Origin of the sequence: Pseudomonas sp. PvP001 (assembly GCF_040546375.1) — a bacterium.
Classification (GTDB): Bacteria; Pseudomonadota; Gammaproteobacteria; order Pseudomonadales; family Pseudomonadaceae; genus Aquipseudomonas; species Aquipseudomonas coleopterorum.
In genome coordinates this window covers 1,944,951-1,969,374 of the sequence record NZ_JBEPNQ010000001.1, presented here as the reverse complement: position 1 = coordinate 1,969,374, position 24,424 = coordinate 1,944,951, and the positions used below count along the sequence as shown (strand labels likewise).

23 protein-coding genes are annotated in these 24,424 nt (G+C 63.5%); 3 read left to right on the top strand and 20 right to left on the bottom strand.

Annotation, left to right across the window (positions count from 1 at the left end):
- Positions 1 to 52 precede the first annotated feature (52 nt).
- Together ABMD26_RS09020 and ABMD26_RS09015 are read right to left on the bottom strand one after the other, a co-directional pair.
- Positions 53 to 679: a TetR family transcriptional regulator gene (locus ABMD26_RS09020; protein ID WP_090355931.1), complete on the bottom strand. Its 627-nt coding sequence runs from the start codon at positions 677 to 679 to the stop codon at positions 53 to 55.
- Between the two features lie 164 nt (positions 680 to 843).
- The gene (locus tag ABMD26_RS09015; protein ID WP_043191081.1) at positions 844 to 1,302 is read right to left on the bottom strand and encodes a hypothetical protein; all 459 of its coding nucleotides are present in this window, start codon (positions 1,300 to 1,302) and stop codon (positions 844 to 846) included.
- A 447-nt stretch (positions 1,303 to 1,749) separates the two neighbouring features.
- Here ABMD26_RS09015 and ABMD26_RS09010 point away from each other — a divergent pair, with 447 nt between their 5' ends.
- Complete coding sequence (locus tag ABMD26_RS09010; RefSeq protein WP_354309138.1) at positions 1,750 to 3,822, top strand: AsmA family protein; 2,073 nt, start codon at positions 1,750 to 1,752, stop codon at positions 3,820 to 3,822.
- Between the two features lie 276 nt (positions 3,823 to 4,098).
- On the opposite strand, the gene ABMD26_RS09005 is transcribed toward ABMD26_RS09010, so the two are convergent.
- Both ABMD26_RS09005 and osmE read right to left on the bottom strand, forming a co-directional pair.
- The gene (locus tag ABMD26_RS09005) at positions 4,099 to 4,638 is read right to left on the bottom strand and encodes a ferritin-like domain-containing protein (RefSeq protein WP_043191077.1); all 540 of its coding nucleotides are present in this window, start codon (positions 4,636 to 4,638) and stop codon (positions 4,099 to 4,101) included.
- Positions 4,639 to 4,821: 183 nt separating this feature from the next.
- Complete coding sequence (osmE, locus tag ABMD26_RS09000) at positions 4,822 to 5,169, bottom strand: osmotically-inducible lipoprotein OsmE (RefSeq protein ID WP_049862004.1); 348 nt, start codon at positions 5,167 to 5,169, stop codon at positions 4,822 to 4,824.
- A gap of 240 nt (positions 5,170 to 5,409) precedes the next feature.
- Between osmE and ABMD26_RS08995 the strand changes: the two genes are divergently transcribed.
- The gene (locus ABMD26_RS08995) at positions 5,410 to 6,420 is read left to right on the top strand and encodes an AI-2E family transporter (protein WP_122744028.1); all 1,011 of its coding nucleotides are present in this window, start codon (positions 5,410 to 5,412) and stop codon (positions 6,418 to 6,420) included.
- Between the two features lie 128 nt (positions 6,421 to 6,548).
- On the opposite strand, the gene ABMD26_RS08990 is transcribed toward ABMD26_RS08995, so the two are convergent.
- Positions 6,549 to 7,820, bottom strand: coding sequence for an Hsp70 family protein (locus tag ABMD26_RS08990; RefSeq protein WP_122744029.1), 1,272 nt, complete (start codon positions 7,818 to 7,820; stop codon positions 6,549 to 6,551).
- A 235-nt stretch (positions 7,821 to 8,055) separates the two neighbouring features.
- Here ABMD26_RS08990 and ABMD26_RS08985 point away from each other — a divergent pair, with 235 nt between their 5' ends.
- Positions 8,056 to 9,030 (top strand): DnaJ C-terminal domain-containing protein, encoded by a 975-nt coding sequence (locus tag ABMD26_RS08985; RefSeq protein WP_134722979.1) that lies wholly within the window; start codon positions 8,056 to 8,058, stop codon positions 9,028 to 9,030.
- A 53-nt stretch (positions 9,031 to 9,083) separates the two neighbouring features.
- Here the strand turns inward: ABMD26_RS08985 and ABMD26_RS08980 are convergent, their stop codons facing one another.
- The 15 genes from ABMD26_RS08980 to ABMD26_RS08910 form a co-directional block, all read right to left on the bottom strand.
- Positions 9,084 to 9,299 carry a hypothetical protein gene (locus ABMD26_RS08980; RefSeq protein ID WP_354309134.1) on the bottom strand — a complete coding sequence of 72 codons (216 nt, stop codon included), beginning with the start codon at positions 9,297 to 9,299 and terminating at the stop codon, positions 9,084 to 9,086.
- A gap of 13 nt (positions 9,300 to 9,312) precedes the next feature.
- Complete coding sequence (locus ABMD26_RS08975) at positions 9,313 to 11,676, bottom strand: dermonecrotic toxin domain-containing protein (protein WP_354309132.1); 2,364 nt, start codon at positions 11,674 to 11,676, stop codon at positions 9,313 to 9,315.
- A 99-nt stretch (positions 11,677 to 11,775) separates the two neighbouring features.
- Positions 11,776 to 13,476 carry an urease subunit alpha gene (gene ureC, locus ABMD26_RS08970; protein ID WP_134722981.1) on the bottom strand — a complete coding sequence of 567 codons (1,701 nt, stop codon included), beginning with the start codon at positions 13,474 to 13,476 and terminating at the stop codon, positions 11,776 to 11,778.
- Between the two features lie 136 nt (positions 13,477 to 13,612).
- Positions 13,613 to 13,918 carry an urease subunit beta gene (locus ABMD26_RS08965; protein ID WP_049861998.1) on the bottom strand — a complete coding sequence of 102 codons (306 nt, stop codon included), beginning with the start codon at positions 13,916 to 13,918 and terminating at the stop codon, positions 13,613 to 13,615.
- A gap of 34 nt (positions 13,919 to 13,952) precedes the next feature.
- Positions 13,953 to 14,471, bottom strand: a complete 519-nt coding sequence (locus ABMD26_RS08960; protein ID WP_122744033.1) for a GNAT family N-acetyltransferase — start codon at positions 14,469 to 14,471, stop codon at positions 13,953 to 13,955.
- Positions 14,472 to 14,480: 9 nt separating this feature from the next.
- The gene (locus tag ABMD26_RS08955) at positions 14,481 to 14,783 is read right to left on the bottom strand and encodes an urease subunit gamma (protein WP_049861996.1); all 303 of its coding nucleotides are present in this window, start codon (positions 14,781 to 14,783) and stop codon (positions 14,481 to 14,483) included.
- Between the two features lie 48 nt (positions 14,784 to 14,831).
- On the bottom strand, positions 14,832 to 15,671 hold the full coding sequence (locus tag ABMD26_RS08950; protein ID WP_354309128.1) for an urease accessory protein UreD: 840 nt from the start codon (positions 15,669 to 15,671) through the stop codon (positions 14,832 to 14,834).
- A gap of 32 nt (positions 15,672 to 15,703) precedes the next feature.
- Positions 15,704 to 16,402 (bottom strand): urea ABC transporter ATP-binding subunit UrtE, encoded by a 699-nt coding sequence (gene urtE / locus ABMD26_RS08945; protein WP_192069176.1) that lies wholly within the window; start codon positions 16,400 to 16,402, stop codon positions 15,704 to 15,706.
- 130 nt (positions 16,403 to 16,532) lie between these two features.
- Positions 16,533 to 17,393, bottom strand: coding sequence for an urea ABC transporter ATP-binding protein UrtD (gene urtD, locus ABMD26_RS08940; RefSeq protein WP_354309125.1), 861 nt, complete (start codon positions 17,391 to 17,393; stop codon positions 16,533 to 16,535).
- A complete protein-coding gene (gene urtC / locus ABMD26_RS08935; RefSeq protein ID WP_043191047.1) occupies positions 17,390 to 18,469 on the bottom strand; it encodes an urea ABC transporter permease subunit UrtC in 1,080 nt (359 codons plus the stop codon). Before urtC ends, urtD begins: the two co-directional genes overlap by 4 nt.
- Positions 18,469 to 20,034 carry an urea ABC transporter permease subunit UrtB gene (gene urtB / locus ABMD26_RS08930; protein WP_354309123.1) on the bottom strand — a complete coding sequence of 522 codons (1,566 nt, stop codon included), beginning with the start codon at positions 20,032 to 20,034 and terminating at the stop codon, positions 18,469 to 18,471. Before urtB ends, urtC begins: the two co-directional genes overlap by 1 nt.
- Positions 20,035 to 20,225: 191 nt before the next feature.
- A complete protein-coding gene (gene urtA, locus ABMD26_RS08925; protein ID WP_049861991.1) occupies positions 20,226 to 21,491 on the bottom strand; it encodes an urea ABC transporter substrate-binding protein in 1,266 nt (421 codons plus the stop codon).
- A 497-nt stretch (positions 21,492 to 21,988) separates the two neighbouring features.
- Positions 21,989 to 23,350, bottom strand: coding sequence for a PepSY-associated TM helix domain-containing protein (locus ABMD26_RS08920; protein WP_354309120.1), 1,362 nt, complete (start codon positions 23,348 to 23,350; stop codon positions 21,989 to 21,991).
- A 153-nt stretch (positions 23,351 to 23,503) separates the two neighbouring features.
- Complete coding sequence (locus tag ABMD26_RS08915) at positions 23,504 to 23,938, bottom strand: DUF2946 domain-containing protein (RefSeq protein WP_354309118.1); 435 nt, start codon at positions 23,936 to 23,938, stop codon at positions 23,504 to 23,506.
- Positions 23,928 to 24,410 (bottom strand): copper chaperone PCu(A)C, encoded by a 483-nt coding sequence (locus tag ABMD26_RS08910; protein ID WP_122744096.1) that lies wholly within the window; start codon positions 24,408 to 24,410, stop codon positions 23,928 to 23,930. Before ABMD26_RS08910 ends, ABMD26_RS08915 begins: the two co-directional genes overlap by 11 nt.
- Positions 24,411 to 24,424 lie beyond the last annotated feature (14 nt).

Here is a 24,424-nt window from a genome sequence, read left to right as displayed (position 1 = left end):
GCACCACTTCAGTGCAGATGATATCTGCGCGCACCAGTGCAAGGCGCGAGGGCTATTGGCTGAGCCCTTTCCAGTACTTGGCGCCGATGAAGATGAAGCGCAGTTGCTGGCTGATCTTCGCTTCGGGCGTCAGGTGAGCCGGCAGGTCGGGTGCCGGTGGGTCGATCAGTTCCGGCAATGTGGCGAACACGGCCTTGACCACCAGGTCGGCCATGACCTGCAGCGAGGCACTGTCCAGGTGCTGCCATTTGGGCATGGAGCCCAGGTCTGTCGCCAGGTCCGCGCTGATGCCCGCGCGCAGGGTGGCGATGGCTTGGCGCACGGGCAGGGAACCGCCGTATTGCTCGCGGGCGAGGAACAGGAACTGCGGGCGGTTGGCGGCTACGCCATCGAGAAAGATGCGCACCGAGGCTGCGGTGAGCCCGCCGACCACGATTTCATGGTGGCGCACAAGACGCAGGGTGGCGCGAAACGTGGCGTCGACTTCGTTGACCAGGGCCAGACCGAGCTGGTCCATGTCGTCGAAATGGCGGTAGAAGCCGGTCGGTACGATGCCGGCAGCCTTGGCGACTTCGCGCAGGCTGATACTGCCGAAGCCTCGGCCGGCCGCCATCAATTGGCGTGTGGCTTCGAGGAGGGCAAGGCGGGTCTGCTGTTTCTGTTCGGCGCGCGGCAACATCGACGGTGCTTCTATGCAAGGGCAGCGAAGGACTCTAGCAAATTGACAGGCTGGGCGTCGAACCAGGAAGGCGGGGCGATGGGTTGCATCAACGACGGGTCAGGCTGGATCGGAAAGCCCGGTCTGGAGAAACCGGGCTTTGTCGGAGACCTCGAACAGCAGGCTCATGCGTTGGCTTGGTCTTGACGATCGAGCAGGCGCTGCGAGCCATTCTCGGCGAAGGTGCCTTGTGGAGTGCGATCCGAACCGTCTTCAGCGAAGGTGGCCTGAGGCGTGCGATCGGAGCCGTTCTCGGCGAAGGTGCCTTGTGGGGTGCGATCCGAGCCGTCTTCGGCGAAGGTGGCCTGCGGAGTGCGATCGGAACCGTTCTCGGCGAAGGTGCCTTGTGGAGTGCGATCCGAACCGTCTTCAGCGAAAGTGGCCTGAGGGGTGCGGTCCGAACCGTTCTCGGCGACAGCGCCTTGTGGGGTACGGTCCGAGCCATCTTCGGCCAGGTAAGGCTGGCTGTAGCTGGCAGCGCTGGAGCGAAGCTCGGCGGAAACACTTTGATCCGCAGCTGGCATGGCGAAAGCGTTGGCAGCCAGGACGGACAGGGTCAGGGAAAGCAGCAATTGGCGTTTCATGATGTAGGCGCTCCTTGGGAGGGCAGAAATTGGGTACAGAGCCAATGCTACTCTTTGAAATTCGATAGAAAAGTTCATAAAGGCAATGGTAACAATCAACGAAAATGATGTTTTGCCGCGAGGGCTCTAGATTGAGGGTTTCAGTGCACCAGTGCGGGGATTTTCGTGGGCTTGGGCACCGTTGTCGGGCGTCACCATCGGTAACGTTGATAGTGAATGACGCATGCCTATTCTGGATTGGACGCGTTTTATCGAGCGGATCCCATGCACCGCCGACGCGGCTTGCGCCGCTGCTACAGGGGCATACCACGATCCCTGTAGCAGCGGCGCAAGCCGCGTCCGGGCTCGAAAAATCCAAAAACTAAACCCTCAAGGCGTTTATCAGTCCTACCCTTGTTGGTAGTACCCCCTGTGCTCGCGGGAGCACGCAGTCTCAAGGAGCCCGCAATGACGCGCCCACGTAAAATCGTCGCCTGGACCCTGGGCAGCCTGTTGGTCCTGCTGCTGATAGTGGTAGTGGTGATCGCCACCTTCGATTGGAATCGAATCAAACCCACAATCAACGAAAAGGTTTCCGAAGCCCTGCATCGTCCTTTTGCCATCAATGGTGACCTCGCCGTGCATTGGCAGCGTGAAGAGGATGAAGGTGGCTGGCGTGCCTGGGTGCCGTGGCCGCGTTTCGTCGCTCAGGACATCACCCTGGGTAACCCTGACTGGTCATCGAAACCCCAGATGGCCAGCCTGCAGAAGGTCGAATTTCGTCTTTCCCCGCTGCCGCTGCTGGCACAGCGCGTGGTCATACCGCGTATCGACCTGACCGGTCCCGATGTCTCCCTGCAACGTCTGGCCGATGGTCGCGCCAACTGGACCTTCCAGTTCGACGAAAAAGATCCCGACGCCGAGCCGTCCAAATGGGTCATGGACATCGGCTCCATCGGCTTCGACAAGGGCGTGGTGGCGTTCGACGACCAGACGCTCAAGACTTCGGTCAAGGTGTTGATCGATCCATTGGGTAAACCGATTCCGTTCAGCGACATCGTCGGCAGCGGTGCGGCCAAGAAAGTCGCCGACCAGGGTGCCAGTGCGCAGGACTATGCGTTCGGCTTCAAGGTCGATGGTCGCTACAAGGACTTGCCGCTCTCGGGCTCGGGCAAGATCGGCGGGCTGTTGGCGCTGCAGGACGCTTCCCGGCCGTTTCCCGTGCAGGTAGACGTGCGTATCGCCGACACTCGTGCCGCGGTTGCTGGCACTCTGACCGATCCGCGCAACCTGGGCGCGCTGGACTTGCGCCTGCGCCTGAGTGGCAGCAGCCTGGGCAATCTCTATCCACTGACCGGCGTGACCCTGCCGGATTCTCCCGCGTACGAAACCGATGGGCACCTGTTGGTCAAGCTGCACGAGCCCGGCGGCGCGTCGTTTCGCTATGAAGATTTCAACGGCAAGATCGGCAACAGCGACATTCATGGCAACCTGGGCTTCGTTGCCAGCCAGCCTCGGCCAAAGCTGAGCGGCGCGCTGGTGTCCAACCAGTTGCTGTTCTCCGACCTCAAGCCGTTGATCGGTGCCGACTCCAATGCCGAGCAGAAGGCCCGCGGCGGGGCGAGCAAGCAACCGGCCGGCAAGGTCCTGCCCGTGGAAGAGTTCAAGACCGACCGCTGGCGCGCCATGGACGCCGACGTCGAATTCACCGGCCGCAAGATCGTCCACAGCGAGGATCTGCCGTTCACGGACCTGTACACCCATGTGGTACTGGATGACGGCAACCTGCGCCTGGAGCCGCTGCGTTTCGGGGTGGCCGGGGGCAAGCTCGATGCACAGATCTCGCTGAACGGCCGCACCACACCGTTGCAGGGTCGGGCCAAATTGACCGCGCGTGGCTTTCAGCTCAAGCAACTGTTCCCTTCGTTCGAGCCCATGCGCACCAGCTTCGGTCAGCTCAACGGCGATGCCGACATTGCCGGCACCGGCAATTCGGTGGCGGCGCTGCTGGGCACGGCCAATGGCAATCTGAAAATGCTCGTCAACGATGGCGCGGTGAGCCGCGACCTGATGGAGATTGCCGGGCTGAACGTCGGCAACTACCTGGTGGGCAAGATCTTCGGTGACAAGGAGGTGGACATCAACTGCGCGGCCGCGTCACTGGGCATCAAGAACGGGCTGGCCAGCACCGATCTGTTCGTCTTCGATACCGAGAACGCGATCATCTACATCGATGGCACGGTGAATTTCAAGCAGGAACAACTGGACCTGAAGATCTCGCCGGAGTCCAAGGGCTTCCGCCTGCTGTCGCTGCGCTCGCCGCTGTACGTGCGCGGTCCTTTCGCCAAGCCCAATGCTGGCGTGCAGGCGGTACCGTTGCTGTTGCGCGGGGCTGGCATGGTCGCCCTTGGTGCGACCATCGGGCCAGCGGCTGGCCTGCTGGCACTGGTAGCACCCAGCGGTGGTGAGCCGAACCAGTGCACGCCCCTGCTGCAGCAGATGAAGGCGGGCAAGGCACCGAAGACGGTACCTGGCTCCTGAGCCGGTTTCTGTAGGAGCGGTCCGTGGCCGCGAACCAGGCGCTGCGGTGTGTCAGGTGCATCGGGTCGCGGGTTTCGCGGCCACGGGCCGCTCCTACGGGATGATTTGCCCACCGTTGTAGGAGCGGTCATTGGCCGCGAACCAGGCGCTGCGGTGTGTCAGGAGCATCGGGTCGCCTGTTTCGCGGCCACGGGCCGCTCCTACGGGTTGCAGGCAAAATGACCGGGCACAAAAAAGCCAGAACCTGAGTTCTGGCTTGGGGCCTGCGACTGACGATTACAGCGCGTTGTAAATGTCGGCCATGTCGTCGGCGTGTTCTTCTTCCTGGGCCAGGATGTCTTCGAAGATGCGGCGAGTGGTAGGGTCCTTGTCGCCGATGTACTGGATGATTTCGCGATAGCTGTCGATAGCGATGCGCTCGGCCACCAGGTCTTCGTAGACCATTTCCTTGAGGGTGTTGCCTGCCACGTATTGTGCGTGGGAGTTCTTGCTCAGCAGGTCAGGGTTGAATTCCGGCTCGCCGCCCAGTTGCACGATGCGCTCGGCCAGCTTGTCGGCGTGTTCGGCTTCCTGCTCGGCGTGCTCGAGGAATTCATCGGCGGCAATGCTTGCCTTCAGGCCACTGGCCATGAAGTAGTGGCGCTTGTAGCGCAACACGCAGACCAGCTCTGTGGCCAGCGAGCCATTGAGCAGTTTGATGATCTCTTCGCGGTCGGCGTTGTAGCCTTCGGTGACGGCGCCTTGATCGACGTTCTGACGTGCGCGGGCACGCAGGTCTTGTACGGATGTCAGTTGGGAAGTTTCGAGGTTCAGCATGTTTGTCTCCAGCTATACGGTTTGAGCCGTCGCGCTCTGTTGTTCCGAATTCGGAACCCGGCGGGATCGGTGCAGATGCGTCATTGCGTGAATGTCGCTACAGGAATGTGAGTGGCGGCGGCGACGAAAAGTTTTATTACAAATGGCCTGGGGAGGGCCTTTCGTCAGCCGCCTGAAGCAGGATTACGGCGCGGTTTCGTTCAGCTTGCGCTGCTCGCAGGTCATGAAGCCCTTGGTCGCGACACGGCCCGAGCTGTCGAAGCTGACGTAGTAAGGCTGTTGATGGCCTTCACGGTTGAGGATGTAGTTGTTGCAAGTGCCGTAGGCGGAGTTGGCGGTGCCTGCAACGACGGTCGACGGTGTGCCGCCGATGGCCAGGACCTGCTGCATGGTCATGCCTTTCTCGACCTGCTTGACCAGCGGGGCGTCGCGATAGGTCACGAAGTCCACCGGGTTCTGCACGGTGGTGTTCGACGAACAGCCGGCCAGCGAGGCGATGACACACAGTGCAGCCAAGGATTGCTTGTACATGGGGAGTCGCTCCTTCGATGGGCCGTGAGTGGCCCTGTGCTGGTTTGGAGCGTGATGAGGAGACGATAGTTCTGAAATTTTTCGCCCGTCGACTGGCTGGCCAGGCCGTCCGCGGGCAGCCCGTGCTGGAAAACAAATGACGCAATTTAGCCGGGGCCGTGCATGCGTTCGCCTACTGGCCCTTCGTTCACAACGCTGGCAGACTGCCTGTCCTTTCGAATCGCTCGCTTCTGAGGCTTTATGCCCATGTTCTCTTCGCGTCAAGTGCTGATCGCCAGCTGGATTCTGGTGTTCGGCGGCCTTCTGCTGGTCTTGCCGATGCGCCTGCTGCCCAGCCTGTTGGCGGGCTTGCTGGTGTTCGAACTGGTCAACATGCTGACCCCGCAACTGGAGCGACTGATCGCCGGGCGTCGCGCGCGGTGGGTGGCGGTGGCGCTGCTGGGCACCCTGGTGGTCAGCAGCCTGGCGCTGCTGTTCGCCGGCGTCATCAGCTTCGTTCTGCACGAAGCGGAAAACCCGGGTGCTTCGCTGAACAAGTTCATGGGCGTGGTCGATCGTGCGCGCGGCCAGTTGCCGCCCTTCATCGACGCCTACCTGCCGGCCAGCGCCGCCGAATTTCGCGTGGCCATCAGCGGCTGGCTGAGCAAGCACCTGAGCGATCTGCAACTGGTCGGCAAGGATGCCGCGCACATGTTCGTGACCTTGCTGATCGGCATGGTGCTGGGCGCCATCATCGCGCTGCAGGCGATTCCCGATCCCGATCAGCGCAAGCCCCTGGCAGCGGCGTTGTTCGACCGTCTGGCGCTGCTGGTGCGGGCGTTTCGCAACATCGTCTTCGCGCAGATCAAGATTTCCCTGCTGAACACCTTCTTCACGGCCATTTTCCTGGCCGTGGTCCTGCCGATGTGCGGCATCAAGCTGCCGCTGACCAAGACCCTCATCGTGCTGACCTTCCTGCTCGGGCTGTTGCCGGTGATCGGCAACCTGATCTCGAACACCTTGATCACCATCGTCGGGCTGTCGCTGTCGATCTGGGTGGCCATGGCGGCGCTGGGTTATCTGATACTCATCCACAAGGTCGAGTACTTCCTCAACGCGCGGATCGTCGGTGGACAGATCAGTGCCAAGTCGTGGGAGCTGCTGCTGGCGATGCTGATCTTCGAGGCAGCGTTCGGGCTGCCCGGGGTGGTGGCGGGGCCGATCTACTATGCGTATCTGAAGAGTGAGCTGAAGCAGGCTCAGTTGGTGTAGGGCTTCTTGGCCTCTTCGCGGGCAGATGGCTCGCCGCCCGCCCCGCTCCCACAATACATGTGGGGGGCGAGCATTGTGGGAGCGGGGCGGGCGGCGAGCCCTCTGCCCGCGAAGAGGCCGGACCTGCCTTACTCCGTGCCGTAGCGCTTGCGAGCCTCGATGGCCAGGCCGCTGCCGATGCTGCCGAAGATGTTGCCTTCCACATGCCGCGCATTGGGCAGCATTGCCGCAACGCTGTTGCGCAGGGCCGGGATGCCGCTCGAACCGCCGGTGAAGAATACCGTGTCGACCTGTTCCACGCCCACACCCGCCTTGTTCAGCAATTCGCCGACACTGCCGCGCACGCGTTCGAGCAGGTTGTCGATGGCCGCCTCGAACAACGCCCGGGTCAGCTCCACGCTCAAGCCCGACTCGATCCGGTCCAGCGGCACATGGCGACTGGTCGCCTCGGTCAGCTGGATCTTGGTTTCTTCCACTTCCATCGCCAGCCAGTGTCCGGCTTTCTGCTCGATCAGCTTGAACAGGCGGTCGATACCGTCGGTGTCCTGGATGTCATAGCGCATGCTGCCAAGGGCCAGTTGCGACTTCTGCAGGTACACCGAGTTGATGGTGTGCCAGGTGGCCAGGTTCATGTGGTGGCTGGTCGGCATGAAGGCGCCGCTCTTCATCCGGCTGCCATAGCCGAACAGCGGCATGACGCCTTGCAGGCTGAGCTGCTTGTCGAAGTCGGTCCCGCCGATGTGCACGCCACCGGTGGCCAGGATGTCCTCGGCACGGTCGTCCAGCCCACGGCGCTCGGGCGCCAGGCGCACCAGGGAAAAGTCGGACGTACCACCGCCGATGTCGACGATCAGCACCAGTTCTTCACGCTCGATGGTGGACTCGTAGTCGAAGGCGGCCGCGATGGGCTCGAACTGGAACGACACGTCCTTGAAACCGACCTTTTTCGCTACCTCGGCCAGGGTGTCTTCGGCTTCCTGGTCGGCGGCCGCGTCGTCGTCGACGAAATGCACCGGGCGGCCCAGCACGACCTGGTCGAACGCACGACCGGCGTTGGCCTCGGCACGCTGCTTGAGCTCGCCGATGAACAGCCCGAGCAAGTCCTTGAACGGCATCGCCGTGCCCAGCACGCTGGTGTCGTGCTTGATCAGCTTGGAGCCCAGCAGGCTCTTGAGCGAACGCATCAGACGGCCTTCATAGCCTTCCAGGTATTCATGCAGGGCCAAGCGGCCGTACACCGGACGCCGCTCTTCGAAGTTGAAGAAGATCACCGAAGGCAGGGTGATCTTGCCCTCTTCCAGCGCGATCAGCGTCTCGCTGCCCGGGCGATGCCAGCCGACAGTGGAGTTGGAGGTGCCGAAGTCGATGCCGCAGGCGCGGGCCGGGGATGCGTTTTTCATGGCAAGGCGGGTCTGTTCAAAAAACGGCCGCGCAGTGTATGCCAGTTGCGTACAGAATCAAGAGCCGCGGCTGTCTTGAAAGTGCGCCGGCGGACCCAACCTTCTAGCCATCGACCGGGCTGTACAACTTACTGTTCACATCCAGTGGCCTGCAGCCGATAAACTTCCCATGCGTTGCCGAGTCCGACCAATAGGCGCGGGCGGCGCGCATTCGCTCATTGATGGTGATGCTTAGATGGATTTCAAAGACTACTACAAGATTCTGGGCGTCGAGCCGACGGCGGACGAGAAGGCGATCAAGACCGCCTACCGCAAGCTTGCGCGTAAATATCACCCCGACGTCAGCAAGGAAAAGGACGCCGAGGACAAGTTCAAGGAAGCCAGCGAGGCCTACGAAGCGCTGAGCAATGCCGACAAGCGCGCCGAATACGACGAGCTGCGCAAATACGGCCAGCACGGTCGCCCGTTCCAGGGGCCGCCGGGCTGGCAGGGGCGTGGTGGCGGTGGTTTCCATGAGGAAAGCGCCGGCGATTTCTCGGATTTCTTCAGCACCATCTTCGGCAACAGCGGCGGTGGTCGCGGTGCGGCCGGTGGCAATCCGTTCGGGCGTGGTGGGCAGCAGCGCAGCCCGGCGCGCAATGGCCAGGACGTGGAGATGGAGCTGTCGATTTCGCTCGAGGAAACCCTCGCCGACGAGTCGAAGAAGATCAGCTTCAAGGTGCCGCAATACAACGCCGGCGGTCAGCGCCTGACCGATGTGGTCAAGAACCTCAATGTGAAGATTCCCGCAGGCGTTGCCGACGGCGAACGCATTCGCCTCAAGGGCCAGGGCGCGCCCGGGGTTGCGGGCGGTGCCAGCGGCGATCTGTTCCTGACCTTGCGCCTGGCCGCGCACCCGCTGTTCGAGGTGGATGGCCACGACCTGATCATCCAGGTGCCACTGGCCCCCTGGGAAGTGGCGCTGGGCACCAAGGTCGCCGTGCCGACCTTGACCGGCCGGATCAACCTGACGATTCGCCCGGATAGCCAGAACGGCCAGCGCCTGCGAGTCAAGGGCATGGGCCTGAAGAACAAGCAGGGCGGGCGCGGTGATCTGTTCGCGCAGATCAAGGTGATCATGCCGCCGGCGGCCGACGAGAGCACTAGGGCCGCCTGGCAGGCCCTGGCACAGCACGCCGACTTCGACCCACGGCAGGACTGGGGCCGCTGATCGGGCATTCGCTCGGGCACGGCACGCGTCTGCGTGGGTCAGCCCGTTCGGGGCTAGCTGTTGTTGGCAGGTTTGCCCGGTGACGGCACCTTGAGGGTGATGTCACCGCGGATAGGGATCCGTCCCGGTGAGAGTACTTCGCCAGTGTCTGCGGCAAAACGCAGCGGTTGATCGAAGTCCACCCATGAAACCCGCAGGCTGGGCGTACCCATGATGTTGGCCAGGCCTGGGGTGCGATTGTGGTGGTTGGCCAGCAGTTGATCGGTCAAGGCCAGCCACTTGTCACCCGGCTTCGAGCTCTGCAGCGCTTCGATACGCTTGTACGCGTAGTACACCCCGCATGCGTTGCCCCAGGTGCACGGAAGGATTCTCCAGCCCGTCGGTGGACAGGCTCGCGGCGCAGTCCAGCGCCTTGACGCTGATGCCTTGGCGACGGGCCTCCACCAACACCTGACGAAGGGTGTACCGCCCCGTATCCAGGCGGGTGCCGCGGTTGTGCAGGGTGCGTAGCTGCTTTTCCAGTTCGCGGGAAAAGATGCCGGTCTTTTCGAACTGGTCCAGCGACGCCTGATGCAGATCCCTGAGCAGTCCCTGGACATACAGCGTCTTGACCTGCTGGGCCTTGAGGGTGGACATGTACTTGATCAACAGCTGGCAGCTGCCGACGGCATTGCTTCCTTCGTTGATCACCAGACCGTTGTTGATGGCAAACACCTGAGTCAGGAATTCCTTGGGGGTCATGGTGGCGGTGACCGTTGGCAGCCTCGGGCTGACCTGGGGCACTGATCCCCGGAAGAAAGCCTCGGCCTGGCTGCCCAGGGTCTTTCGAAGCTCGATCAGCTGTGCGCGCGCGGTGAGCAGAACGCTGTCGATGGGGCCGGTCATCAACTGATGTGCGTTGGGGCTGACGAGCATGGCGATGATGTCGCGGTAGCCGGGGTCGGTATCCAGTGCCGCGAGCGCATCCGCTGCGGCGGTCTGGTCTTGTGGCACGGTCATGGTGAACAGCTCCCATCGCCCCATCCAGTCCTTTTGCACAGGCCAGCTGCCCGTGATCTGCCGTGGCGCAATGGGGTCGACGATCACCCAGCGGTCCAGGGCTTCGATGTGATGAGCCTGGAAGATCTTGCCGTCCATGCGCAGGTAGTGGTTGCCTTCAGGCGTCGTGTAGATCCCTTGATAGAGGCCCGTGCCCTCGGTCAGGCCGGTGAGGTCTTCCTCGGTAGCGACTGCATCGAGCTGCGTGTTGGCGGTAGCGGTGTGGTCGATCAGGGCCAGATCCGTTTCATCCAGCTCAAGCGCGGCGCCCAGCTCCTCGAAGCCTCCCAGCTCGGCCAAGGCATCGTCACCGACGCCGCGTAACAGCGGCATATCCAGAAGAATGTTCAGCGCATCCAGTATGGCCGCTCTGAACGCAGCCTGACGGGACGCCCGGGTCTGGCCGTGTACGGCCTTGGCCAGGTGTGTGCCGAAGGCAATCGAGCCGGCGGCCACCGCCACCAGCGCTACGGCCGGATCGGCAAGCGCCAGGGGGGTAACGATGCGCATGAAGGCTTCCAGATCGATCAGGAACAATTCCTTGCGCAACTCGTGGTTGGAAGCCAGCAGCTCCTTGGCATCGAGCTTGAGGCGCTCGCGTACCGTGTCGAACAGGAACGTGAACACGTCCTTGTCGATCACCTTGCTGACGCCGTTGAGCAGGCGCTGACCCGATTGCCACGGCGTCGTGCGGATGCGTTCGAGGGTGGCGAGCAGCAGTTTTCGCGGGGGGGTCGTGGATTCTCCCGCGGTATTGAAGTGAGCGATCAAACGTTCGCGGCCATGTTCCTCGGTGGCGATCTCGGCAACCCACTCGTACAGCTGCTGCTCGTTGTGAAAGGTTCTGAACCAGCCCGCCGGCATGTACAGAATTTCCGGCCCCTCGGCGGTGGTGATGCGCAGGATGTCGAACGAGGTCAGGTCACCCAGGGTGAAACTCCTGACCACCGCCTGCCTGCGCTGGGTATGCAGGCGTTGCAGGTCATCGAGCGTGGGCGGCACCGAGACTGGCCCTGCGAACGCATCGAAGACCAGTCTGAGCTGCTTGCCGCTCAATGCACCGGTGTTGTAGGCGTTCCAGGTGAAGCTGAAAAACAGGATCTTGATCAGCAACCGCCCGTCATCGGCGTAGTCGCGCAGGAAGGCATCCAGACGCCGCTGATAGTGGCTGGAGAAGTCGGTCGCCCAGAATTCCTTCATGATTTCCGACGGCGCCAGCGGCACCTCATTGGTCTCGTTATAGACGCCCGCGTCCTTGGCGGTGTAGAACCCCGACATCTGGTCGAGCAGGTCGAAGTTGACCTGATAGAAGGTGTTGAAGCGTCGCAGTACCAGCTCGGTGACGGTGAGCGTTTCCTTGGGCTTGCCGATGTGCTGTTGGCCGGTGTAGGCCCGCCCACTGTTCTGGGCGTTGTCGAAGTCGTGCCAATAGACCTCGTCCGGATCCAGGTCCATGTGGGTATGGAACTTGAGCAGCTTGATGCCCCAGTCGCGCGCTGATTCGCGAACGTCCGGGAAATATTGGTAGTAGCGGTCGGCGATGGCCGTCACGTTCGCTACGGTAAGAGGGGTTGGAACGGGGGCTGGAGTTGCCGTGGTCGTGGTCATGTGTCGCTCCTCGTTGAGTGGAGCGACACCTTAGGAAAACCGCGAGGTGCTCAAGACCTACATAGATAGTCGGAAGCTGGACAGCCAGCCACGGCGGCCTCAGAACAGAAAATAGCGCTGGGCCATGGGCAGCACGTCGGCCGGTTCGCACCACAGCAGCACGCCATCGGCCTTGACCTGATAGGTCTGCGGGTCGACGTCGATGTCAGGCAGGTAGCCGTTGTGGATCAAGTCGGTCTTCTGTACCGAGCGGCAGCCTTTCACCACGGCGATCCGCTTCTTCAAGCCCAGCTGTGCAGGCACCCCGGCGTCTAGCGCGGCCTGGCTGATGAAGGTCAGGCTGGTGGCATGGCGCGAGCCGTCGAAGCTGGCGAACATGGGGCGGTAATGTACCGGCTGCGGCGTGGGAATCGAGGCATTGGCGTCGCCCATGAGGCTGGCGGCGATGGCGCCTCCCTTGAGGATCAAGGTCGGCTTGACGCCGAAGAAGGCCGGGCGCCAGAGCACCAGATCCGCCCATTTGCCGATTTCCACCGAGCCCACTTCGTGGCTGATGCCATGGGTGATGGCCGGGTTGATGGTGTACTTGGCGATGTAGCGTTTGGCGCGGAAGTTGTCGTTGCCCTCGGCGTCTTCGGGCAGGGGGCCGCGTTGCTTCTTCATCTTGTCGGCGGTCTGCCAGGTGCGCGTGATCACTTCGCCGACGCGGCCCATGGCCTGGCTGTCGGAGCTGATCATGGAGAACGCGCCGAGGTCGTGGAGGATGTCTTCGGCAGCAATGGTCTCGCGCCGGATGCGGCTTTCGGCGAAGGCCACGTCCTCGGCGATGCTGGGGTCCAGGTGATGGCAGACCATGAGCATGTCCAGGTGCTCGTCGATGGTGTTGCGGGTGAACGGGCGGGTCGGGTTGGTCGAGCTGGGCAGCACGTTGGCGAAGCCGCAGGCCTTGATGATGTCCGGGGCGTGGCCGCCGCCGGCGCCCTCGGTGTGATAGGTGTGAATGGTGCGGCCCTTGAAAGCGGCGAGGGTGGTCTCGACGAAGCCCGACTCGTTGAGGGTGTCGGTATGGATGGCGACCTGCACGTCGTACTGGTCGGCCACGCTCAGGCAATTGTCGATGGCCGCAGGCGTGGTGCCCCAGTCTTCGTGCAGTTTCAGGCCGATGGCGCCGGCCTTGACCTGTTCGATCAGCGGCTCGGGCAGGCTGGCGTTGCCCTTGCCGGTGAAGCCGATGTTCATGGCGAAGGCATCGGCGGCCTGGAGCATGCGCGCCATGTGCCAGGGGCCAGAGGTGCAAGTGGTCGCGTTGGTGCCGGTGGCCGGTCCGGTGCCGCCACCGATCATGGTGGTGACGCCGCTCATCAGCGCTTCTTCGATCTGCTGCGGGCAGATGAAGTGAATATGGGTGTCGATGCCACCGGCGGTCAGGATCATGCCTTCACCGGCGATCACTTCGGTGCTGGCGCCGATGGCGATGGTTACATCGGGCTGGATGTCGGGGTTGCCGGCCTTGCCGATCGCCGCGATGCGCCCGTCCTTGAGGCCGACGTCGGCCTTGACGATGCCCCAGTGATCGATGATCAGGGCATTGGTGATCAGCGTGTCGACCACCTCGGCGGCCAGCAACTGGCCTTGGCCCATGCCATCGCGGATGACCTTGCCGCCGCCGAATTTGACTTCTTCGCCGTAGGTGGTGAAGTCCTTTTCCACTTCGATCCACAGGTCGGTGTCGGCCAAGCGGACTTTGTCACCGACGGTGGGGCCGAACATGTCGGCGTAGGCTTCTCTGGAAATCTTCATCGCTATGCCCTGCAATTCATGTGTTTGTGGCCCCTGTAGGAGCGGTCATCGGCCGCGAATGGCCCGCTGCGGTGTATCGGGTAGAGCGCGTTGCCTCCTTCGCGGCCACGGACCGCTCCTACAGAGGAGGACGTGTTCAGAGCTCACCCATGATGCGGCCGGCGAAGCCGTACACGCGGCGCAACCCGGCGAGGTCCACCAGCTCCACCTCGCGGCTCTGGCCCGGCTCGAAGCGCACCGCCGTCCCGGCAGGAATGTTCAGGCGCATACCACGGCTGGCGGCCCGGTCGAAGTGCAGCGCGTCGTTGGTTTCGAAGAAGTGATAGTGCGACCCCACCTGAATCGGCCGATCGCCACTGTTGGCCACGGTCAGGCTCAGCGTGCGCCGGCCGGCATTGAGTTCGATGTCGCCAGGCTGGATCTGGTATTGGCCGGGAATCATGGGATAGCTCCTCGAAGTGATGAAGGACGGCGGTTCAAGCCGACTCCTGGGGCGGCTCGGCGCCGGGGTTGAGGGCCAGTTGCATGAAGGTCAGGTCCAGCCAGCGGCCGAACTTGATGCCCACCTGCGGCATTTGCCCGGTGGTGACGAAGCCCAGGCGTTCGTGCAAATGAATCGATGCCTGGTTGCCGCTTTCGATGGCGGCCACCATGACGTATTTGCCGCGCTCGCGGGCACGCTCGATGAGCACCTGCATCAGGCGCGCGCCCAGGCCTTTGCCGCGCTGGTCGTTGCGCACGTAGACCGAGTGCTCGACGCTGTAGCGAAAGCCTTCGAACGGGCGCCAGTCGCCGAACGACGCGTAGCCGCTGACCTCGCCGTTTTCCTCGGCGACCAGGATCGGGTACTGCTGTGCCTTGCGCGCTTCGAACCAGGCCTGGCGGTTGGCCAGGTCGACCGGCTGCTCGTTCCAGATCGCGGTGGTGTTGAGCACCGCATCGTTATAGATCGCGCAGATCCCTGGCAAGTCGCGCTCGGTGGCGTCACGAATCATGGCCGTGCCTCAGGCAATGGGTTGATGAACGGTGACCAGCTTGGTGCCGTCGGGAAACGTGGCTTCCACCTGGATCTCCGGGATCATTTCGGGGATGCCCTCCATGACCTGTTCGCGGCTGAGCAGGGTGGTGCCGTAATGCATCAGTTGGGCGACGGTCTGGCCGTCACGCGCGCCTTCGAGCAGGGCGGCGGAAATCAGCGCCATGGCTTCCGGGTAGTTCAGCTTCAGGCCGCGGGCCAGACGGCGTTCGGCGACCAGGCCGGCGGTGAAGATGAGCATCTTGTCTTTTTCGCGGGGTGTCAGGTCCATGGGGGTTCCTTGAGAATTTTGGTAGGTAACCAGGCAGGCAGGATTCAGTCAGGTGCTCCAGATCCGCGGTGCCAGCGCTTCGCGGCCCAGCAGGGCCGGGCGTAGCAGCGTCCACAGCTGGATCAGCCAGTCGCGCGCATGCAGCGCCTCGTCGGCCAGGCAGCGCGCCACCAGCAGTCCTGGCAACTGGCTCAGGTCGCCGCGTACGCGAGTTGTCAGCGTCCGGCAGCGTTCGAGCAGGGCCGGGTCGATCTCGCCGGTCACCAGCAAGGTGGCGAACACCGGCTTGCCGCCCAGGCCCACGGCCGATTCGAGCAGGCCGTCGTCGCCGACGATGCGCTGGCGCTCGTGCCAGAGCAGCTCGCCGTCGCGGCGGATCTCCAGGCGTGACTGGAAATGCCCCTGGTCGAAGCGCTCGGCGGCCGCCGGACGACCCACGGCGACGATATCCCAATAGAACAGCCGGGCATCGCCCTGCAGATGGATACGGGTATCCAGTTCAGCCTGGGCGGCACTGTAGACGATGGTTTCCTGGGGCAGCCATTCGAGGGTAGCGCCAGCGGCCACCTGCAGCTCGGTGCTTTGATAGGCCGGGCTGAGTGCTCGGTACCACTTTGCCGCGCCGGGCGTGGTCAACTGCGCCCAGGCGTTGGCGTGAACCTGTGCGCTGATGTCCAGCCGATCGCCGCCGGCGATACCCCCCGGCGGATGCACGATGATGTGCTGGCACACCTCGGGCCCTTCGGCGTACAGATGCTTCTGCACCCGCAAGGGGCCCAGGTGGCGGCGCAGGGTCGGCCGCGTGCTGTCGCCGAACCGTGCGTAGCCCAGCTCCAGCCGGGCGTGCCAGCTGGGTGTGTAGGGCAGGGAAGTGACAGGTAGATTCATGGCCTTCATTCTTTTTCGGGTCGCGGCAAAGATTAAATGGTTACCAGGCCACGCACACCCTCGGTTTCCATGTTTTCACCACGACCCTGCTGGACGATCTCGCCGCGCGACATGACCAGGTACTGATCGGCCAGCTCGGCGGCGAAGTCGTAGAACTGCTCGACCAGCAATATCGCCATGTCGCCACGCGCGGCGAGCTGCTTGATCACGGCGCCGATCTCTTTGATCACCGAGGGCTGGATGCCTTCGGTGGGCTCGTCGAGAATCAGCAACCGTGGTCGGCTTGCCAGAGCACGACCAATCGCCAGTTGTTGCTGTTGACCGCCGGACAGGTCGCCGCCACGGCGGTGCTTCATCTGCAGCAGCACCGGAAACAGTTCGTAGATGAACGCTGGGACCTCGCGCGCTTCGCTGCCGGGAAAGCGCGAAAGCCCCATCAGCAGGTTTTCCTCGACCGTCAGGCGGCCGAAGATTTCGCGGCCCTGGGGCACGTAGGCGATGCCTGCGTGCACCCGTTGATGCGGCTTGAACCCGGTGATCGGCTTGCCTTCCCAGGCCACGCTGCCTTGCTTGGCCGGGATCAGGCCCATCAGGCACTTGAGCAGGGTGGTCTTGCCCACGCCATTGCGCCCGAGCAGGCAGGTCACTTCGCCTATGTTCACATCGAACGACAGGCCGCGCAGGATATGGCTGCCGCCGTAGTATTGGTGAAGCTGGTCGACTTGGAGCATGGGGTCTTGTCCTTTTTGTTGCAGTGTCTGGGTGGGCCTCTTCGCGGGCAGAGCCCGCTCCCACAAGGATCTTCAGCGCGGCGCAGGTCCTGTGTGGGAGCGGGCTCTGCCCGCGAAGAGGCCTGTGGCATCAACGCCCCAGATAAACCTCGATCACCCGCTCATCGGCCTGCACCGCCTCGAGCGAACCTTCAGCCAGCACGCTGCCCTGATGCAGCACGGTGACATGGTCGGCAATCGAGCCGACGAAGCCCATGTCATGCTCCACCACCATCAGCGAATGCTTGCCGGCCAGGGTCTTGAACAGCTCGGCGGTGAACTCGGTTTCGGCGTCGGTCATGCCTGCCACCGGTTCATCGAGCAGCAGCAATTGCGGGTCCTGCACCAGCAGCATGCCGATTTCCAGGAACTGCTTCTGGCCGTGGGACAGCAAGCCGGCCGGGCGATCGACCGACGGGCTCAGGCGAATGGTCTCCAGCACCTCGGCGATGCGGTCGCGCTGCTCGCCGGTCAGCCGTGCGCGCAGGCTGGCCCAGACCGACTTGTCGGTCTTCTGCGCCAGCTCCAGGTTCTCGAACACGCTCAAGGCTTCGAACACGGTCGGCTTCTGGAACTTGCGGCCGATGCCGGCCTGAGCGATCTGCACCTCGCTCATGTGGGTCAGGTCCAGGGTTTCGCCGAACCAGGCCTTGCCCGTGGTGGGCCGGGTCTTGCCGGTAATCACGTCCATCAGCGTGGTCTTGCCGGCACCGTTGGGGCCGATGATGCAGCGCAGCTCCCCGACGCCGATGTACAGATTGAGGTCGTTGAGCGCCTTGAAGCCGTCGAAGCTGACGCTGATGTCTTCCAGGGTCAGAATCGTCCCGTGTCGGGTGTTCAACCCCGGACCGCTGGCCTGGCCCAGGCCGATCGCATCGCGGCTGGTGCCGGCGTCGCTGTTGGGGTCGAGGATCGGTTCGAGCATGAACTCGCCGGTGGCGGTGATTCTCATTGTTCACCTCTCTTCTTCAACAAGCCGATCACACCCTTGGGCAGGTACAAGGTGACGATGATGAACAGTGCGCCGAGGAAGAACAGCCAGTATTCGGGAAACGCCACGGTGAACCAGCTCTTCATGCCATTGACGATGCCGGCGCCCAGCAGCGGCCCGATCAGCGTGCCACGCCCGCCCAGGGCCACCCAGACAGCGGCTTCGATGGAGTTGGTCGGTGACATTTCGCTGGGGTTGATGATCCCCACCTGCGGCACGTAGAGCGCGCCGGCCAGACCGCAGAGCACGGCGCTGAGCACCCAGACGAACAGCTTGAATCCGCGTGGATCGTAACCGCAGAACATCAGCCGGTTTTCGGCGTCGCGCAGCGCGGTCAGCACCCGGCCGAACTTGCTGCGGGCCAGGCGCCAGCCCAGGTACAGGCTCAGCACCAGCAACGCCACGGTGAGCAGGAACAGCACGGCGCGAGTGCCTTGCGAGGTGATGCTGAAGCCCAGGATGCTGCGGAAGTTGGTGAAGCCGTTGTTGCCGCCGAAGCCGGTTTCGTTGCGAAAGAACAGCAGCATGCCAGCGAAGGTCAGGGCCTGGGTCATGATCGAAAAATAGACGCCCTTGATCCGCGAGCGGAAGGCGAAGAAACCGAACACCAGGGCCAGCACGCCCGGCGCCAGCACCGCCAGGCACAGGGCCCAGAGGAAATGTTCGGTACCGACCCAGAACCAGGGCAGCTCGGTCCACGACAGAAACGTCATGAAGGCCGGCAGGCCATCCCCGGCCGCCTCGCGCATCAGGTACATGCCCATGGCGTAGCCGCCCAGGGCGAAGAACAGGCCGTGGCCCAGGGACAACAGACCGGCGTAGCCCCAGACCAGGTCCAGGGCCAGCGCGACGATGGCGTAGCAGAGAATCTTGCCGACCAGGGTCAGGGTGTAGGCCGAGACCTGCAAGCCGTTGCTGGCCGGCAGCAGCGACAGCAGCGGCAGGGCGATGAGGATCGCCAGGACCACGACGCCGATGGCGAGGGTCACTTTCGGGCCGGCTTTCTGCGCGGCAGTGAGCATCAATGGCTGATTCATCAGTCGATCACCCGTCCTTTGAGTGCGAAGAGGCCTTGCGGACGTTTCTGGATGAACAGAATGATCAGCGCGAGGATGAGGATCTTGCCCAGCACCGCACCGATCTGCGGTTCCAGGATCTTGTTGGCGATGCCCAGGCCGAACGCGGCGGACACGCTACCGGCCAGTTGGCCGACGCCGCCCAGCACCACCACCAGAAACGAGTCGATGATGTAGCTCTGGCCCAGGTCCGGGCCGACGTTGCCGATCTGGCTCAGGGCCACGCCACCCAGGCCGGCGATGCCCGAGCCCAGACCGAAGGCGAGCATGTCGACACGCCCGGTGGGCACCCCGCAGCAGGCGGCCATGTTGCGGTTCTGAGTGACGGCACGCACGTTCAGGCCCAGGCGGGTCTTGTTCAGCAGCAGCCAGGTCAGTACCACCACGAACAGCGCGAAGGCGATGATGACGATGCGGTTGTACGGCAGCACCAGGTTGGGCAGTACCTGCCAGCCGCCGGAGAGCCAGGCGGGGTTGGCCACTTCCACGTTCTGCGCGCCGAAGATCAGGCGAATGGCCTGGATCAGCATCAGGCTGATGCCCCAGGTCGCCAGCAGGGTTTCCAGCGGGCGACCGTACAGATGGCGAATGACCGTGCGTTCCAGAATCATGCCGACGCCTGCGGTGACGAAGAACGCCACGGGCAGGGCGATCAGCGGGTAGTACTCGATGGCGCCGGGAGCGATGCGCTGGATCAGCATCTGCACGACGTAGGTCGAGTAGGCGCCGAGCATCAGCATTTCGCCGTGGGCCATGTTGATCACGCCGAGCAGGCCGAAGGTGATCGCCAGGCCCAGGGCGGCCAGCAGCAGGATCGAGCCCAGGGACATGCCGCTGAAGGCCTGGCCGAGGATGTCGCCGATCATCAGCTTGCGCTTGACCTGAGCCAGGCTGGTCTCGGCGGCCGTGCGCACGCCCGGGTCGGTTTCCACGCCCGGCGCCAGCAGGTTTTCCAGACGGGTGCGCGCCAGGGGCTCACCGGTTTCGCCCAGCAGACGCACCGCAGCCAGTCGCACGGCGGGCTCGGGAGCGACCAATTGCAGGTTGGCCAGGGCCAGGGTCAGGGCGGTCTTCACCGTTTCGTCCTGCTCACTGGTGGTTTGGCGATCGAGCAGGGCCAATTGGTTGGGCTGCGCCGAGCGTTGCAGTTGCTGCGCAGCGGCGAGGCGAACCTGAGCGTCGTCGCTCAGCAGTTGGTGGCTAGCCAGGGCGGTTTCCACCAGGCCGCGCAGGCGGTTGTTCAGGCGCAGCTTGCGCACCGGTTCCACGGCCGCGGCGGTGCCGTCGGCGGGAGCCATCTGGCCATTGGTTTCGATGAACGGTTTTTTCTCGGCATCGGCGGCAACCCGGCCTTCCTGCAAGGCATCGAGCAGTTCGAGCCGTGCCGGATCGGGCTGTGCGGCCCAGGCTTCCAGCAGGCGGACCTGCTCGGCGGACGAGGCGCCGGTGAAATCACTGGCGTCGTTGGCGCGGGCCATCAGTGGCAGCAGCAGGACGACAGTGACGAGGAATTTGATGAGGGACATGGCAAGTCCTTTGAATAGACGGCAATGGCGGCCGCAGACCGCCCCACAGAAACCTTGCGGCCCTTTGTAGGAGCGGTCATCGGCCGCGAAGGGCCACCAAGGTCTGTCCTGCACACCACGGTGCCCCTTCGCGGCCGATGACCGCTCCTACAGCAGCCCGCTTACACGACGGCGCTGGGAGGCTGGTTGGATCAGTTGCTCTTCACGGCGTGATCCGGCTTCTTGTCGTTACCCGGAATGTAAGGGCTCCATGGCTGGGCACGGATCGGCTCCTTGGTCTGCCACACCACGTTGAACTGACCGTTGTCCTCGATCTCGCCGATCATCACCGGCTTGTGCAGGTGGTGGTTGGTCTTGTCCATGGTCAGGGTGTAGCCCGACGGCGCGGCGAAGGTCTGCCCGGCCATGGCTTCACGTACCTTGTCCACGTCGGTCGATTTGGCCTGGTTGGCGGCCTGGGCCCACATGTTGATGCCCACGTAGGTCGCTTCCATCGGATCGTTGGTGACCACGGTGGCGGCGTTCGGCAGGTTCTTGGCCTTGGCGTAGGCTTTCCAGTCGGCGACGAACTGGGTGTTTTCCTTGTTCTCCACCGACTGGAAGTAGTTCCACGCCGCCAGGTTGCCCACCAGCGGCTTGGTGTCGATGCCGCGCAGTTCTTCTTCGCCGACCGAGAACGCCACGACCGGGACGTCGGTGGCCTTCAGGCCCTGGTTGGCCAGCTCCTTGTAGAACGGCACGTTGGAGTCGCCGTTGACGGTGGAGATGACGGCAGTCTTGCCGCCGGCCGAGAATTTCTTGATGTTGGCAACGATGGTCTGGTAGTCCGAGTGACCGAACGGGGTGTAGACCTCTTCGATGTCCTTGTCGGCCACGCCCTTGGAGTGCAGGAAGGCGCGCAGAATCTTGTTGGTGGTGCGTGGGTAGACGTAGTCGGTGCCCAGCAGGAAGTAGCGCTTGGCTGCACCGCCGTCTTCACTCATCAGGTACTCGACCGCCGGGATCGCCTGCTGATTGGGCGCCGCGCCGGTGTAGAAGACGTTCGGCGACATCTCTTCACCTTCGTACTGCACGGGGTAGAACAGCAGGCCGTTGAGCTCTTCGAAGACCGGCAGCACCGACTTGCGCGACACCGACGTCCAGCAGCCGAACACCACCGCAACCTTGTCCTGGGTGATCAACTGCCGTGCCTTCTCGGCGAACAACGGCCAGTTGGACGCCGGGTCCACCACCACAGCCTCGAGCATCTTGCCATTCACGCCGCCCTTGGCGTTGATCTGGTCGATGGTCATCAGGGCCATGTCTTTCAGAGAAGTCTCCGAGATCGCCATGGTGCCGGACAGCGAATGCAGGATGCCGACCTTGATGGTCTCGGCGGCCTGAATCGTCCAGGACAAGCCCATGGCAGCGATCGATGCGGAAAGGGTGAACGCCTTGATCAAGCTGCGACGCTTCATTGTGCAATCTCCATGTACGAATGTTTTTTTAGTGAGGCAGATGGGGACTTCTCAGCGGAGCTTTGCAAGGGGTGTGCCGGAGTGCGCGCAGGTGCGGGATAGGGGGCGAGGGAGGGCCTGGACGAGTATCGGTCGCACCGCGTTGGTGCTCGATGCGAGGGGTGGTGCGTTTCAGTGGATGGTATTGGTGCGCCGGATTTCATCCCCAGCCCAACGACGCACCGCGCCGCCCGCCGACGCGGCTTGCGCCGCTGCTACAGAGACCGTGTGCACCGCCGACGCGGCTTGCGCCGCTGCTACGGGGACCGTGTGCACCGCCGACGCGGCTTGCGCCGCTGCTACAGAGACCGTGTGCACCGCCGACGCGGCTTGCGCCGCTGCTACGGGGGTCGTGTGCACCGCTGATGCGGCTTGCGCTCGCGTTGCAGGTGTACTCCGATTCCCTGTAGCAGCGGTGCAAGCCGCGTCCGGTCGCACCGCAGATACAGCAGGATGACTCAGATCGCTTCGATCGACGGCCGCAGGCGGACCACCATCCGGTCCACCGCCCAGATCAACAACAGCGACACACCCACCAACGGAAACGCCACGCCAATCGCAATCATCACCCCGACCGCCACCTTCCATCGCGGCAGATCGTGGCGCAGCGGCGGTACACCGAGCTTGCCCTGGGGCCGGCGCTTCCACCAGATCACCAGACCGCTGACCGAACTGAGCAATATCATCAGGCAAACCAGCAGCACGATGATCTGATTGACCGGCCCGAACATCTTGCCCTCGTGCAGCATCACCCCGGTTTCAGTGGCGCGCGCGACCAGGCCGTAATGCTCCCAGCGCACGTCGGCCAGCACCTCACCGCTGTACTGATCGATGTGCACGGTCGCGTCGTTGCGTGGATCGTCGGCAAAAACCGCCACAGTGAACACGCCGCTCGCCGTGGTCGGCAGGGTGATGCTGTAGCCGGGTTCCACCTGCAACCGCGTGGCAGTGTCGACCACGCTCTGCAGGCTGACCAACGGCGCTGCCGGGGCGTGCATGTGCCCGCCATGGCCCATGTGCTCGGCATGTGCCCCGGCGGACTGCGGCATGGGCGTGTTTTCCATGGCCCAGGGCACGGTCTGGCGATGGGCCTGGTTGAGCTGGCCGGCCTGCTCGTCGGACTTGGGCATGGCGTTCCACATGGCGTCGGGGAAGCGGTTCCACACCTGGGCATACTGCTTGCCCCAGAACCCGGTCCAGGTCATGCCGCTGAGCAGCATGATCAGCAACAACGCTGCGCCCCAGAAACCGACTGCCGCATGCAGGTCGCGCCACAGCGCCCGGCCTCGACTGCGCCAGCGCGGCCAGAGCACACCGCTGGCGGCATTGCCGCGCGGCCACCACAGGTACAGGCCGGAGATCACCAGCACGATGCCCCAGCCGGCAGCCAGCTCGATCAGCCGGTCACCCACGGTGCCAATCATCAGCTCGCCATGCAGGGCCCTCGCCACGGCCTGCAGGTTCCACTTGGCGTCCTGCTCGCCCAGCAGCTCGCCGGTGTAGGGATTGACGAACACATTCAGCTCGCGGCCATCGGCATGCACCACGAACTGGGCACTGCGTTCGGCGGCGCTGGGCGGCAGGTACTGGCCGATGTTGCCACGCGGATAAGCATTGTGCGTGCGCAGCAGCAGTTCGTCGGCGCTCAGGCGCTGTTCGGCCACCGGCACCACCAGCAGATCGCGGTACATCCACGGGTCCAGTTGCGGCTTGAACAGGTAGATGATCCCGGTCAGCGCCAGCAGGATCATGAACGGGGCGACGAACAGTCCGGCGTAGAAATGCCAGCGCCAGGCAAGGTTGTAGAAAGAGGTTTTCATAGGTGAAAGGTGTTCCAACGGTATCGTTGTGCTCAACGTTGACCAATGCACTGCCAATGCCGACCTGTGGAAGCGGGGCGGACGACGAGTCGTCTACCCGCGAAAAGGCCTGCGCAGACACCGCATCAGTTCACAGTCATTGGGATTCGACGATCACACCATTGAGGGCGGCGCACGCGTACGCGCGCCGGGGAACACCGCGTGGGTCGCATGTCCCTGGCGAGGTTGGGCAACGAAGACACTCTGCGGGCGCTGCGAATTCGCACCCGCGATACCCAGCGTCTGTGGCAGCGCCGGACAGTGGAAGAACAGGCTGCAATAACCGCATTTCTCCATCAGCACATGCAGCTCGCCGCCAGCCGTGGCGCTGCCATGGTGCTCGCCATGGGCCTCGTGCTGCATGGCAGACATGGCGCCGTCCATGGGCATGGCGAACCGCGTGTGGTCCATCGGCATCGACTGGGAAATCAACGGCCCGATGAACATCATCAGCACTGCAAAGAGGCTGATCCAGCTGGCGCGGGCCTGGGCGGAAGGCCGGGAAGAAGAGCGCCTGGCGCTCAGGTCGCTCATCGGCTCAATGCGCATGCTCGTCGGCATCGTCCTGCGCTGGCGCCTGGGTGAGCACCTGCACCTCGACCACGAAATCCCCCGCCTTGGCGAAATGCAGGGTCAGCGGGAAATGCTGGCCCGCCTGCAGGGGACTGCTCAGCTTGAGGTCCAGCAGCATCACGTGAAATGCCATGGGCGCGAACACCGCGTGGCCGCTGGCCGGAATGGTCACGCCTTGAACCTGCTGCATCTTCATCATGCCGTCCTGGTTGATGTGCTGATGCAGTTGCGCGTCACCGGCGATCGGCGTGTCGACGCTGGTCAGGGTGTCGTCGTCCAGCCCGCGGTTGCGCAATTCGAAATACACCGCGACGGTGGGCGCATTGGGCGGCAGTTCCTGCGCCCAGGGTTCGACGATCAGCAGGTCACCGGCCTTGTATTGGCGGGCGTCGCCCTGCGCGGCGGCAGCGAGCAGCATGAGCACACAGGCAGACCAGAACCTTTTCATCGCAGACACCCCGG